The sequence below is a fragment of the Halomonas icarae genome (assembly GCF_009901955.1).
GTDB classification, from domain to species: Bacteria; Pseudomonadota; Gammaproteobacteria; order Pseudomonadales; family Halomonadaceae; genus Halomonas; species Halomonas icarae.
Genome location: NZ_WUTS01000001.1, coordinates 2621316 through 2633762 on the forward strand (window position 1 = coordinate 2621316; position 12447 = coordinate 2633762).

The 12447-nt window shown below is 63.4% G+C and carries 12 protein-coding genes; 8 read left to right on the forward strand and 4 right to left on the reverse strand.

What is annotated here, in order from left to right:
- Nucleotides 1-31: 31 nt before the first annotated feature.
- Genes gshB through ruvX form a run of 4 tightly spaced genes read left to right on the forward strand, consistent with a single transcriptional unit; the run spans nucleotide 32 to nucleotide 2994 of the window.
- Nucleotides 32-1000, forward strand: a complete 969-nt coding sequence (gene gshB, locus GRB80_RS11900) for a glutathione synthase (protein WP_161423713.1) — start codon at nucleotides 32-34, stop codon at nucleotides 998-1000.
- A gap of 14 nt (nucleotides 1001-1014) precedes the next feature.
- Nucleotides 1015-1935, forward strand: a complete 921-nt coding sequence (locus tag GRB80_RS11905; protein ID WP_161423714.1) for an energy transducer TonB — start codon at nucleotides 1015-1017, stop codon at nucleotides 1933-1935.
- A 17-nt stretch (nucleotides 1936-1952) separates the two neighbouring features.
- On the forward strand, nucleotides 1953-2525 hold the full coding sequence (locus tag GRB80_RS11910; RefSeq protein WP_132043489.1) for a YqgE/AlgH family protein: 573 nt from the start codon (nucleotides 1953-1955) through the stop codon (nucleotides 2523-2525).
- A gap of 28 nt (nucleotides 2526-2553) precedes the next feature.
- On the forward strand, nucleotides 2554-2994 hold the full coding sequence (gene ruvX, locus GRB80_RS11915; RefSeq protein WP_161423715.1) for a Holliday junction resolvase RuvX: 441 nt from the start codon (nucleotides 2554-2556) through the stop codon (nucleotides 2992-2994).
- Nucleotides 2995-3016: 22 nt separating this feature from the next.
- Here ruvX and GRB80_RS11920 read toward each other — a convergent pair whose 3' ends face one another.
- Nucleotides 3017-3649, reverse strand: a complete 633-nt coding sequence (locus GRB80_RS11920) for a hypothetical protein (RefSeq protein ID WP_161423716.1) — start codon at nucleotides 3647-3649, stop codon at nucleotides 3017-3019.
- 75 nt (nucleotides 3650-3724) lie between these two features.
- Entirely contained in the window at nucleotides 3725-4912 is a 1188-nt protein-coding gene (locus GRB80_RS11925) for an aspartate carbamoyltransferase (RefSeq protein ID WP_309663582.1), read from the reverse strand.
- Between the two features lie 18 nt (nucleotides 4913-4930).
- On the opposite strand from GRB80_RS11925, the gene GRB80_RS11930 reads away from it, so the two are divergent.
- A complete protein-coding gene (locus GRB80_RS11930) occupies nucleotides 4931-5374 on the forward strand; it encodes a hypothetical protein (protein WP_161423718.1) in 444 nt (147 codons plus the stop codon).
- Nucleotides 5375-5431: 57 nt separating this feature from the next.
- Here the strand turns inward: GRB80_RS11930 and GRB80_RS11935 are convergent, their stop codons facing one another.
- Nucleotides 5432-6109, reverse strand: a complete 678-nt coding sequence (locus GRB80_RS11935) for an IclR family transcriptional regulator (RefSeq protein ID WP_161423719.1) — start codon at nucleotides 6107-6109, stop codon at nucleotides 5432-5434.
- A 142-nt stretch (nucleotides 6110-6251) separates the two neighbouring features.
- On the opposite strand from GRB80_RS11935, the gene GRB80_RS11940 reads away from it, so the two are divergent.
- On the forward strand, nucleotides 6252-8594 hold the full coding sequence (locus GRB80_RS11940; RefSeq protein ID WP_161423720.1) for a cytochrome P450/oxidoreductase: 2343 nt from the start codon (nucleotides 6252-6254) through the stop codon (nucleotides 8592-8594).
- 72 nt (nucleotides 8595-8666) lie between these two features.
- Entirely contained in the window at nucleotides 8667-9719 is a 1053-nt protein-coding gene (locus GRB80_RS11945) for a TRAP transporter substrate-binding protein (RefSeq protein ID WP_161423721.1), read from the forward strand.
- 134 nt (nucleotides 9720-9853) lie between these two features.
- On the opposite strand, the gene GRB80_RS11950 is transcribed toward GRB80_RS11945, so the two are convergent.
- Nucleotides 9854-10633, reverse strand: coding sequence for a helix-turn-helix transcriptional regulator (locus tag GRB80_RS11950; protein ID WP_161423722.1), 780 nt, complete (start codon nucleotides 10631-10633; stop codon nucleotides 9854-9856).
- 132 nt (nucleotides 10634-10765) lie between these two features.
- Between GRB80_RS11950 and GRB80_RS11955 the strand changes: the two genes are divergently transcribed.
- Nucleotides 10766-12445, forward strand: a complete 1680-nt coding sequence (locus GRB80_RS11955) for an FAD-dependent monooxygenase (protein WP_161423723.1) — start codon at nucleotides 10766-10768, stop codon at nucleotides 12443-12445.
- Nucleotides 12446-12447: the final 2 nt, after the last annotated feature.

Here is a 12447-nt window from a genome sequence, read left to right on the forward strand (position 1 = left end):
CTATTCATACTCTCGATCGGAACCCGACCCCATGAGCGAACGTGCGCTGAAGATCGGCGTGGTGATGGACCCCATCGCGGACATCACCTACAAGAAGGACACCTCCCTGGCCCTGCTGTGGGCCGCCCGGGATCGCGGTGCCGCCCTCTACTACCTGGAACCCGGTGATCTCTTCCTGCGCGATGGGCGGGCCTTCGGGCGCATGCGCGACCTCGAGGTGCATCGCGACCCCGGTCACTGGTATGACCTGGGCGAGCCCGCGCCGCGCCCCCTGGCCGAGCTGGATGTGATCCTGATGCGTCAGGACCCGCCGGTGGATACCGACTTCCTCAATGCGGTGCATCTGCTCGGCTTCGCCGAGCGCGAGGGGGTGCTGGTGGTCAACCCCACCCGGGCGCTGCTCGAGTGCAACGAGAAGCTCTTCGCCCAGCAGTTTCCCCAATGCTGTGCGCCGACCCTGGTCTCGTGCAGCGAGACCGAGCTGCGTGCCTTCCATGCCGAGCATCAGGATGTGATTCTCAAACCGTTGGACGGCATGGGCGGCAGCGGGATCTTTCATGTCGGCCCCGAGGGGCGCAACCTGGGTGCGGTGATCGAGACCCTCACCGAGCGCGGCCGGCGCCAGATCATGGCCCAGCGCTACCTGCCCGAAATCAAGGATGGTGACACCCGTATCCTGCTGGTGGATGGCGAGCCGGTGCCCTATGGCCTGGCCCGGGTACCGATGGCGGGCGAGACCCGCGGCAATCTGGCCGCCGGCGGCAGCGGGGTCAGCCGCGAGCTCACCGAGCGTGATCACTGGCTGGTTGGCCAGGTGCAACCGATGATTCGCGAGAAGGGGCTGATGTTCGTGGGACTCGATGTGATCGGTGACTTCATCACCGAGATCAACGTGACCAGCCCCACCTGTGTGCGCGAGATCGACGACCAGCGTGGTACCGATATCGCCGGCCTGCTGATGGATGCCATCGAGCGTCGCCTTGCGGCGGCGCAAGGCTGAGGCGCGAGGCCACCATGACGCTTGCCGTCGGCGACCCCATCCAGTATGCCCCGGTCACCCGCCCCTATCGGCGCTGGCTGGCCTGGTCGCTGGCGCTGCTGCTGCACCTGGCGATGATCGGCGTGGTGGCGAGCTGGCAGTTCGCCGCGTCCCCCCCCGAGCGCTCGAGCCTCGACGTGGTGTTGGTGACTCGCCCCGCCGAGGCGCCGGTAAACGCCGAGGCCATCGCCGAAACCGACCAGCAGGCGGCCGGCACCCAGCAGGAGGAAGCGCCTGCCGAGTCGCGTGCGGCCCCGGTGGAGGCCCCGGCAACGGCGCAGCAGGGGGCCAGGGATGTCGACCCCGCCACGCCGGCACCACCCGAATCGGCCGAGCGGGTCACTCCCGATGCACCGCCGGTCGAGGAGGCGCCACCGGTGACGGAATCCGGGGCCGAGAGCCCGATGCCGCCGACACCCCGTGAGGCCCCTCTGGCGGCTGCTGCCGAGGCCGAGCCTCGAGTGGCGGCGCCAACCGCATCGGGCCGCGACCTGCTCGCCGACGCCACCCGCAGCATTCGCGAGCAGGGCCTCGCCCCGACCTCCCGGGGCCTCGACAGTGCGGCCCCTCGCCAGGCCGCCCAGCGCGCCGCCGAGGCGCGCTATATCGATGACTGGACGCGACGTGTCGAAGCCTATGGCAATCGTGTGCATCCGGCACCGCGTCATCTTCAGGGCCAGCTGCGCATTCGGGTGGTAGTCGGTCGTGGTGGCGAGTTGCGCCAGGCGGAGGTGGTACAATCGTCGGGACATCCCGAACTCGACCAGGCGGCGCTGGATACCGTTCATGGTGCCGCACCCTATCGCCCCTTCGATGCGGGCATGGGCAACCTGGACACGCTCTCCATCACCCGCGTCTGGCGGTTCGGTCAAGGCAACAATTACGGCGTGCGTTAGAACCGCCGGGGAGTCTCATGCAATCCGTGGAAAACTTCGGCCTGAAAGATCACTTTCTGCTGGCGATGCCACACCAGGAAGATCCCAATTTCGCCGGCACGCTCGGCTATCTGTGTGATCATGACGAGAAGGGCACTATGGGGGTGATCGTCAACCGCCCCCTCGAGCTGACGCTGGAAGCGCTGTTCGAGCAGCTCGACCTCGGCGGCGAGGAGAGTCCGCATCGCAACGCACCGGTCTACTTCGGTGGCCCGGTGCACAAGGATCGTGGCTTCATCCTGCATCGCGGCGTCAGCGATGAGTGGGACTCCAGCATTCAGGTCACCGACGAGGTTGCCCTGACCACCTCCATGGACATGCTTCAGGCGCTGGCCGCCGGTCGCGGCCCCGAACATTTCCTGGTGTGCCTGGGCTGCGCCGGGTGGGAGTCGGGCCAGCTCGAGGCCGAGTTGCTCGACAATGCCTGGCTGACCGTGGAAGGGCGCAGCGATATCCTCTTCGAGGTGCCACCGGAGCAGCGACTGAATGCCGCCGCCGGTATTCTCGGTGTCGACCTCAATCTGATGACCCGTGAGGCGGGGCACTCATGAGCAGCTCCCTGATGACAGGAGGTCGTTGATGGCCAGGCCAGGCGAGTGCATGATCCTGGGCTTCGACTTCGGCACCCGCCGCATCGGCGTGGCGGTGGGCAACGAGCTGCTGGGAAGTGCCCGGGAACTGGACCCATTGTCGGCCCGGGAGGGCATTCCCGACTGGAGACAGGTGGGGCGGCTTGTCGAGGAGTGGCAGCCCGACCTCTTCGTGGTGGGTCTACCGCTCACGGCGGCGGGTGAGGAGCAGGAGATGAGCACCCGTGCCCGCAAGTTCGGCAAGCGTCTGTTTGGGCGTTACGGGGTGCCCTGTGAAATGGTCGATGAGCGCGGCTCCACCGGCGAGGCCAAGGCGATCGCTCGGGAGCGTGGCCACCGAGGCAGCTGGCGTGACGAAGGTGTCGATGGCATCAGCGCGGTGCTGATCGTCGAACGCTGGTTCGTCGCCCGTGAGGGGCTGCCCCGGTAAGGTCTGATTCAGCGCTGACGCCTCAGGCGGCGCCGGGCCGCTTGAAGTCTCCTACCGAGACACCGGCAAACTTTTCCAGGAAGAATACCAGCGTGGCGGGGTGGCGGAAGCGCTCCTCGAAGGCCTCGCGCTCGGCGTGGCGACGGCGCGTCACGCTGGCGTGGTAAGCGTCACCGCTCTTGATCACCGTGACTCGCGACTCGCGCTCACCGTCACGACTCTCGGCCTGCAGCGGGCCCTCCCCCTCCTCCAGCATCGCCTCCAGCCGCCGGGCAGCCTCCAGCTCCTCGGGCGTGGCCCAGTGCGCCTGGTCGCGGTCACCGTAACGATAGAGGATCACCAGCAGCAGCAGCGAGAAGATCGTGCTGGCCAGCATCCAGGTGAGCATTTCACCGGATAGCGACAGGCTGAATATCGCCCACAGCTGGATCAGGGCCACCACCGCCAGCACCGCCGCCAGGGGTCGCCACAGGCTCGGGCTCATGAACCCGCGGTTGAGGGTATACCCCCATAGCCCCACGACCGCCAGGGCACCGAGTGCGAGGTGAACCAGCGAGAGGGCACTGCCGCCGCCGGCCAGCAGGGCAATGGCCCCGACCAGCAGCAGCACGGTATAGAAGAGGGCCAGTAGCCGGTAGGCGCGTTGCAGATTCATGTCGTGGTGCCTCTTGCCGCCAAGGGGAAGGGATCACCCCTCAGCATAGGCGAGGGCAACGACTCCGCGCGTTGCCTACAGCGCCGGGTCGTCAACGCCCAGGCGAGACGGCACGAACCAGCGCACCGGCCGCAGCTCCCGCTCGATCAGCTCGTCCACCTCGAGCAGGGTAGCGAAGATCGCCATGCGTACCGGGATGCCGTTGTCGGTCTGGCGGAAGACCGCCAGGCGTGGGTCGCCGTTGAGGTCGACATCGAGATCGTTGGCCTCGGGGCGGCTGTCCCGCGGCAACGGGTGCATCACCAGGGTGTCGCGCCCACAGCGAGTGTCGAGGAAGGCACGGTCCACGGTGAAGTCGCGTGACAGGCAGAAGCCCTCGCTCATCTCGGCGGTAAAGCGCTCCTTCTGGATGCGCGTGGTATAGACCACGTCCACATCGGCATACTCCTGGGCCAGGCTGTCGCGCTGCTCGACGCGGTGGCCCCGGGAGGTCACCAGGTCGATCAGCTGGCTGGGCATTTCCAGTCCCGGCGGCGCTACCAGGGTGATGCGCATGGGGGCGTAGAGGGACAGCAGCTTGATCAGCGAGTGGACGGTGCGCCCGTACTTCAGATCACCGGTCATCAGCACATGGGCACCGGCAAGCTGCTTGCCTAGCCGGGTGAACTCCTTGTCGATGGTGTAGAGGTCGAGCAGGGCCTGGCTGGGGTGTTCGCCGGGCCCGTCACCACCGTTGATCACCGGTACATGGGTGGCGGCGGCGAACTCTGTCACCGAGCCAAGCTCCGGATGACGCATCACGATGGCATCGCAGTAGCCGCTCATCACCCGGCTGGTGTCGTAGAGCGACTCGCCCTTGGCCATGGAGGAGAAGGTGAAGCCGGTGGTGTCGCAGACGCTGCCACCGAGGCGGCAGAAGGCGGCATTGAAGCTGACCCGGGTACGGGTGCTGGCCTCGAAGAAGAGGTTGCCGAGTACGGCTCCTTCCAGCACGCGGGTGACCTGGCGCCGCTGGGCGATGGGTTCCATGCGGGCGGCTACCCGCATCAGGTGATCGACATCGTCGCGGGACAGGGAATCGACGGAGAGCAGATGGTGACTCATCGGCATGGCCTCGGCTGGGGCGAATGAACGGCCGCTAGTGTAGCGCTGAGGACGGCTGGCTTCATCGGTTGTCGCATATAGTTTCATCTGAAACCTTTTGTGACCTGGGTCAAGGCACTCCCATGGAATAGCCGCGATACTCCCCACATGCCATTGCATCACGCTAGGAGAGACGCCATGACAACTTCAAAGACGACTAGCACTTCTACTTCTCGCCAGCCGTGGTGGGTTCGTCTATCCGAACGCTGCTACACCGCATCTACGGCCCAGTTGGTACGTGATGTACAGCATGAAGCTGGCTCTACCTATGATGAGCTGCTCACTGACCTGAAGAGTCCTCTGGAACCTGGTTTCGAGCGGCAGGTGGCGCGTCGGCTCCAGAGTGATAAGCCCATCGGTTTCAAACCGGCCCGAACGCTGATGCCGGTGATGATGCAGCGTTTCAGCCTTCAGGATGCTGAGCTGACCAACGACCCTGACTATGGTGCCATGCGCGCCACCTGCAATGGCTGCCCGGTTGTTGGTCGGTGCTGGAAGGCGATGCGTGGCGGAGCCGATGTGGAGGAGTGCCGGGGCTTCTGCCCCAATGCCGAGGCGTTTGACAGCCGCGCTGCTCAATAGGGAGTTGCGGCCAGGAAATGAACTCCGAAGCCTCGAGTGATCGAGGCTTCGCCCTTTCTAATCTTCAATCAGCTCGGCGAGCCGACGCGCGCATGCGATAACGGCAGTCGCTGCCCGCTCGATATCCAGGTCCTCCATCGCAACGACACCCACGCAGCTTTCCACCCCAGCGTCAGCGCTACGGGTGACTATCGGGCTGGCCACGCCTACTGCTCCTTTCTGGAGCTGCCCCTTCGTCATACTGTACCCCTGTTGGCGCGCTTCCCGGAGCGCCTCGCTGTCATTCGGCCGTGGCGGTCGGCCCGCGAGGATGGCGGTGCCAGCCGCCCCCTGAGACAGTGGGTGGCGACTGCCCAACCGGTAACCGACCCGCAGCAGGCCTTCATCCGGCTCGGCCACCAGCATCACGACAGCCTCATCGCCCTCGGCCACGGAGACGAAGGCGGTAGCACGGGTCTGGTGGGCAAGCTGTTCCAGCAGGGGCTGCGCCACTCGCCGCAGTTGGGGCTCGAAGTGAGCTGCCAGCAGGGCCACACCTGCCCCCAGTCTTAGCCCCCCCTCCTCGCCGCGAACGACCAATCCATGCCCTTCGAGGGTCGCCACGATGCGATAGGCGATGGCGCGATGCACATCGAGAGCCTCTGCCAGCGTGGCGACGCTTACCGTTCCGTCATGTTCGGCAATGATCCTAAGGGCCCTCAGCCCCCTGTCTAGCGTCTGTAGCGTCGTGGACATGTCGAGACTCCTTCCTGAAGACGTGTGTGCTCTGCCAGAAGCGGGATTGACGCCGCTATCTCGAGCGTCTATGTTTCATCTGTTCGATAAACACTACAAGATGTGCGATAAAAGTAAAACATAAAATCTTACGGAGCAGGTTATGCGTCCAGCTTCCTCTTCTGCACCGACCGACATGGGGGGGTGCCCTTTTGATCGGTCGAACACCAAGGCACCCAATGGGTGCCCGGTCTCCGCCGAGGCGGGTAATTTCGATCCCTTCGATACCCCCTATCAGCTCGATCCGGCCGAGGCGCTGCGCTGGTCCCGAGATCAGGAGCCGGTATTCTGGAGCCCCAAGCTGGAGTACTGGGTGGTAAGCCGTTACGAGGACGTCAAGGCTGTTTTCCGTGACAATCTGACGTTCTCTCCCTCCATTGCGCTGGAGAAGCTCACCTCAGCACCACCGGAGGCGGCAAAAATCCTCGAGGGCTACGGTTACGCGATGCGCCGCACCATGGTCAATGAGGATGAACCGGACCACATGGAACGGCGCCGCCTGCTGATGGACGCCTTCCTGCCCGAGAATCTCGAAAAACACGAGGGATGGGTACGCGAGCTGGTGCGCGACTATATGGATCGCTTCATCGACAAGGGTCGTGCAGATCTGGTTGGCGAGATGTTTCGCGAAATCCCCTTGACCGTTGCGCTGCGCTTCCTCGGAGTGCCTAGCGAGGATGCCAAGGAACTGCGTAAATTCTCGGTTGCGCATACGATCAATACTTGGGGTCGCCCCTCTCCACAGCAGCAGCTGCAGATTGCCGAGGATGTCGGCCAGTTCTGGAAGACGGCACAGGAGATCCTCGACCGGATGCGTGCCGACCCCACCGGTGAAGGCTGGATGTATGACTCGATCCGCATGCATGAAACGCATCCCGACATCGTGCCGGAGAGCTATCTGCGCTCGATGATGATGGCGATATTGGTGGCGGCACACGAAACGACGGCCTTCGCTACGGCCAACGCCTTTCGGACTCTGCTGTCGAACCGTGAGGCATGGAACGATATCTGCGAAAACCCCACACTGATTCCCAGCGCGATAGAGGAGTGCCTGCGCGTCGCGGGCTCCGTCGTCGCCTGGCGGCGCATCGCAACAGAGGACACGGAAGTCGGCGGTGTAAAGATTCCCAAGGGTGGCAAGTTGCTGATCGTGCAGGCATCGGCCAATCGTGATCCACGCCACTGGGAGAATCCCGACGAGATCGATATCTATCGTCACAACGCGGCCGAGCACCTTACCTTCGGCTATGGCGCGCACCAGTGCATGGGCAAGAACATCGCTCGCATGGAGATGCGGATCATCCTCGATGAGTTTGTCCGTCGCCTACCGCACATGCAGCTGGTCGAGAACCAGACGTTCGAGTATCTGCCCAACACCTCGTTTCGCGGTCCGACGTCGCTATGGGTGGAGTGGGAGCCAGCGCAGAACCCTGAGCGTCTTACTCGCTCGGTGCTGGAGAATCCCACGCACTTCCATATTGGCGCTCCTATCAAGGATGATATCCTGCGTCGAGTCGTGGTCTCCGAGGTGGCCCGTGAAGCCGATGCGGTGATTCGAATCGATGTGGTCGATCCACATAGGCGTGAGCTTCCCGACTGGTCTCCCGGCGCACATATCGAGCTAGTCTCGGGTAAGTGGCGCCGCTACTACTCGCTGTGTGGAGAGCGCGGCGATCGTAGTCGCCTGTCTTTTGCCATTCTTCGCGAGCCCGAGGGGCGTGGTGGCTCGATTTATTTCCACGATACGGTGAAGCCGGGCGAGGTGCTGCATATTGCCGGCCCCAAGAACCACTTCCATCTGGACGAGACAGCAGCACGTTATACGCTGATTGCCGGTGGTATTGGCATCACACCAATTCTTGCCATGGCCGATCGGCTCAAGGCGCTCGGCAAGCCCTATACGCTCCATTATTGCGGTGCCGGGCGACGGACCATGGCCTTCCTGGAACGAGTCGAGCGTGACCATGGTGAAGCGCTGACCGTCCACGCCGGTGACGAGGGCTGCCGCCTCGACCTGCCAGGAGTGCTGGCCGGCCTATCCGAGGGGGAGCATGTCTACTCCTGTGGGCCCGAGCGCATGCTGGAGGCGCTTGAGGCACTAGCGGTGAACTGGCCCGAGGGTACACTGCATATTGAGCATTTTACTGCCCGCTCCAGCATTCTTGATCCCGAGAATGAGCATGCCTTCGAGGCAGTGCTGGCGGACTCCGATCTGACGGTACAGGTCGGCAACGACCAGACTCTGCTGGAGGCGCTGACCGCAGCCGGCGTGGATGTGCCTAGCGACTGCTGTGAGGGCCTGTGTGGTAGCTGTGAAGTCGCGGTTATCGAGGGTGATATTGAGCACCGTGACCTGGTGCTGAGTCGTGCCGAGCGCGAGGCCAGTGATCGCATGATGGCTTGCTGCTCACGTGCAAAAGGAAAACGCCTGGTGCTCTCTCTCTAATAAATTGATTATTAAAGAGTATTTATTAAGGCAGTACGCTAATTCCAAGGCAAACAAAAAAGGAAGCCAACAATGAAAAAACTGACAACCCTGACCACAGCTACCGTTCTGTCGCTGGGCATCTTTCAGAGCGCAGCAGCCACCGAGCTACAGATCAGCACCTGGGCGGGCCCCAATCACGGGGTCAATACCATCGTCTGGCCGACCTGGGGCAGTTGGATAGAGGAGGCTACCGACGGCCGAGTGAGTGTCAATGTGGTCCATGACATGGGGCCTCCTGGCGCGCAGATGGAGCTGATCGCCGATGGTGTTGCTGATGTGACCTGGCTCTTCCATGGTCTGATGCCAGGACGCTTCGAGCTGACCAAGCTCCCCGAGTTTCCTACCTTCGAGGACTTCTCTTCGGAAGCTGCTTCGGTGGCCTACTGGCGTACGCACCAGGAGTACTTCGCCGATCTCAACGAGCATCGAGGTGTCGAGGTCATCGGACTCGGTGTTCACGGGCCCGGCACGCTCTTTCTTGAAGAGCCCATTGAGCATCTGGATGAACTGCCCGGCAATCGCGTACGCATCGGTGGCGGCATCATGGCGGATATCTCCGAGGCTATGGGTCTGACAGGGGTGGCCTTGCCGCCGGGTAATACCTACGAGGCGGCCTCCCAGGGAGTCATCGATGGGGCTATGCTGACCCAGGAAGGGCTCAAGAGCTTCAGACTCTCCGAGGTGCTGCCCAACATCGTACTGATGCCCGGTGGCTTCTATCGCGGTAGCTTCTCGCTGGTAATGAACCCCGACACCCTGGCTTCTCTCTCCACAGACGATCGCGAGGCGTTGATGTCGGTCTCCGGCGAGCGCCTTTCGCGGCTGTTCGGTTTCATGATGGACGTTGTTGACGAGCGCGGCATGGCCTTTGCCGAGGAGATGGGCAATACCTTCATCGAGCTGCCTCAGGAGGAGGTTGAACGCTTTATGACCCTGGTCGAGGACTTACCCGAACAGTGGGCCGAGACGGTGGCCGAGAAGGGGGTGGATGGCGAGGCTGCCCTGGAGCATTTCTACGAGCAGCTGGAGGAGGCTGGTGAAGAGCCGGGGCTGACGGAAGACGACATCGTTGAAGAAGCGTAAGCCCAGCGTAGCAACGAAGCGGCTATGAGAGGGGCCCTCGATCTCACGATCGAGGGCCTTCGGTTTAAGTGCGACTCGTGGTCGCTTCGGAATCTCACCCGACGCCAAACCACTAAGCCTGATTGGGCCAGTATTCAACCCCGGCACAGCGCCAGTAGTCCTGCCTTGGAGCGAACGCCGAGCTTGGCGTAGGCGCGTTTGCGATAGGTCTCGGCGGAGGAGAGCGCGATATTGAGTTCGGCGGCGGCGGTCTTGAGGGTATGGCCGTGAAGGAGAAGAAGAGAGAGCTCGCGTTCGCGTTTGGAGAGTACCTCAAGGGCCTCCGCGTCCTCATTTTGGGCATTCAGAGCGGCTGGGGGTGTCTGGCGATAGTGTCGCCGGACAAGGCTGGCGATCAGTGGTGCCAGGGCCTGCAGTCTTTTCAGGTCGGTGCGGCTGAAGGAGCCACGTGCCAAGTCCCGGTAGAGGTTGAGATAGTAGACGATCTTAGGTGCCGGGATCACGATGGAGGCCTTGTCGGCCAGGTCCGGGAAGGCGAACAGGTGGCGGCGATAGGCCGGTGACATATCCTCGGGCATGGGGAGCAGCTCGGCATCTGCTCGTCCGTCGCCCGCCAGCAGCAGCTGGCGCAGCCGAGAATAATTGGGATCCTGACGAAACAGCCCGCCGGTATAGAGGTGTGCGAGCCGCCCGGCCACCTTGGGGTAGCGGCTGTTATCCACCAGCAGGTACGACATGACGTCGACGTGGGTATAGGCGAAGAGGATGCACTGCTCGACGCCCAGGCTCCTGCGTAGCAGGGCGGTCAGATGGTTACCAAACGACTCGTTTCCCAGCGTGGCCACGCAGTCAGCCAGGATGGCTAGAAGCGCAGGCCAGTCAGGGTCCTCGCTGTCGGGTAAACCTGTGGACATGTCGGTTTCTACCTTGGTCGAAGAAGGAGCATCGGATGTCCCCTTTTACAGGGGACATGAGGGGAGGGTAGCACGGGGATAAGCTGCGTTCAGGTCAGACCACAAGAACCCGAAGCCCTGAAGGAGATGTCCATGCGCCCCGCCGGACGCTCAGAAACCGATTCGCTCTATTTCGATTACCCTTACTTCCCCTTCGTGCGCTCATCTGAACTGGACGGTGAGGCCGTGCGCCATCCGGTGGCCATCGTCGGTGCCGGGCCGGTGGGGGTGACCGCCGCCCTGGAGCTGGCCCGCCACGGTATCGCCTCCGTGGTGCTGGATGACAAGGACACCGTCAACGACGGCTCTCGCGCCATCTGCATCTCTCGCCACAGCCTCGAGATCCTGCAGCAGCTTGGCGTCGATGCACCCTTCGAGCGGAAGGGGTTGGGCTGGACTCAGGGTCGCACCTACTTCCGCGACCGCGAGATCTATCGCTTCCGCATGCCGCACTCCGATCAGGAGCGCTACTACCCGATGGTCAACCTGCAGCAGCAGTACATCGAGCAGTTCCTGATCGACAAGGCCCATGCCAGCGATCTGATCGAGATGCGCTGGCAGAGCAGATGCATCGGCGTGAGCCAGGACGCCGACGGCGTCACCCTGGAGGTGACCACGCCCGAGGGTGACTACCGGCTACAGTGCGACTATTTGCTAGCGGCCGACGGCGGTCGCAGCTCGATCCGCGAGACCCTCGGCCTCTCCCTGCATGGCCAGGCCTACGAGGGGCGCTATGTGATCGCCGATGTGCGCCTCACCTCCGATTTTCCCACCGAGCGACGCGCCTTCTTCCACTCGAAGGCGATGCCCGACACCACCATCCTGGTCCACAAGCAGCCCGATGATATCTGGCGCATCGACTATCAGCTAGCGCCGGGGGAGGATCCCGACGATGCGGTTCGCGAGGCACGGATCCGCGAGAAGGTCGAGTTGATCGTGCGTGACGTGATGCACGAGGAGGAGGACTGGGAGCTGGAGTGGTGGAGCCTCTACAAGGCCTACACCCTGGCGCTGGATGAGTATCGCCATGGGCGCGTGCTGTTTATCGGCGACAGCGCCCACCTGGTGCCGATCTTCGGCGTGCGCGGCCTGAACAATGGCTTGGCGGATGCCGCCAATGCCGGCTGGAAGCTGGCCTCTATGCTCAAGGGGCAGGCGCCGGATGCCCTGCTCGACAGCTATAGCCCGGAGCGGCGTGGCGCGACCCTGGATGTATTCGCCAACGCTGGCAAGAGCACGCGCTTTATGACGCCGCCGACCCGGGGTCATGCGCTGATGCGCGATGCCGCCCTGGCGCTGGCCTACCACAATGACTATGCCAGCGGTTTTGCCAATCCTCGCCAGGTGACCCCCTATACCTATGCGGAGAGCCCGTTGACCCTGGCCGATGATCCCGCCTTCGAGGCAGGCCCCATCCCGGGCGCACCCCTGATCAATCGGCGTCTGGGCGACGATGACTTCCTGCTCGATCATCTCGGCAGCGGCTTCAACCTGCTTCACTTCAGCGAGGATGGGCGATTGGAGCCAGCCCTGCAGCAGCAGCTGGAGAGTCTACGGTCACGCGGTATCGACATTACCCTGCTGCGGCTGGCGCGCTCACCCGGTGATGAGCGGACCCTGGTCGACGTGGATGGCAGCCTGTTTGCCGGCTACGGCGCCAGACCCGGCAGCACCTATCTGGTGCGCCCCGACCGCCACGTGGCGGCCCGTTGGATGGCGTTCGACCCCATCGAGCTGAATGCTGCCGTGACCACCGCCCTGGGAGGAGAATGATC

Excerpts from the sequence above, each read along its gene's own strand:
- GRB80_RS11940 (WP_161423720.1), top strand. The coding sequence starts at position 6,252 with ATGCGTCCAGCTTCCTCTTCTGCACCGACCGACATGGGGGGGTGCCCT.
- GRB80_RS11925 (WP_309663582.1), bottom strand. The coding sequence starts at position 4,912 with ATGCAATGGCATGTGGGGAGTATCGCGGCTATTCCATGGGAGTGCCTT.
- GRB80_RS11905 (WP_161423714.1), top strand. The coding sequence starts at position 1,015 with ATGACGCTTGCCGTCGGCGACCCCATCCAGTATGCCCCGGTCACCCGC.
- ruvX (WP_161423715.1), top strand. The coding sequence starts at position 2,554 with ATGGCCAGGCCAGGCGAGTGCATGATCCTGGGCTTCGACTTCGGCACC.
- GRB80_RS11910 (WP_132043489.1), top strand. The coding sequence starts at position 1,953 with ATGCAATCCGTGGAAAACTTCGGCCTGAAAGATCACTTTCTGCTGGCG.
- GRB80_RS11930 (WP_161423718.1), top strand. The coding sequence starts at position 4,931 with ATGACAACTTCAAAGACGACTAGCACTTCTACTTCTCGCCAGCCGTGG.
- gshB (WP_161423713.1), top strand. The coding sequence starts at position 32 with ATGAGCGAACGTGCGCTGAAGATCGGCGTGGTGATGGACCCCATCGCG.
- GRB80_RS11920 (WP_161423716.1), bottom strand. The coding sequence starts at position 3,649 with ATGAATCTGCAACGCGCCTACCGGCTACTGGCCCTCTTCTATACCGTG.
- GRB80_RS11950 (WP_161423722.1), bottom strand. The coding sequence starts at position 10,633 with ATGTCCACAGGTTTACCCGACAGCGAGGACCCTGACTGGCCTGCGCTT.
- GRB80_RS11945 (WP_161423721.1), top strand. The coding sequence starts at position 8,667 with ATGAAAAAACTGACAACCCTGACCACAGCTACCGTTCTGTCGCTGGGC.
- GRB80_RS11935 (WP_161423719.1), bottom strand. The coding sequence starts at position 6,109 with ATGTCCACGACGCTACAGACGCTAGACAGGGGGCTGAGGGCCCTTAGG.
- GRB80_RS11955 (WP_161423723.1), top strand. The coding sequence starts at position 10,766 with ATGCGCCCCGCCGGACGCTCAGAAACCGATTCGCTCTATTTCGATTAC.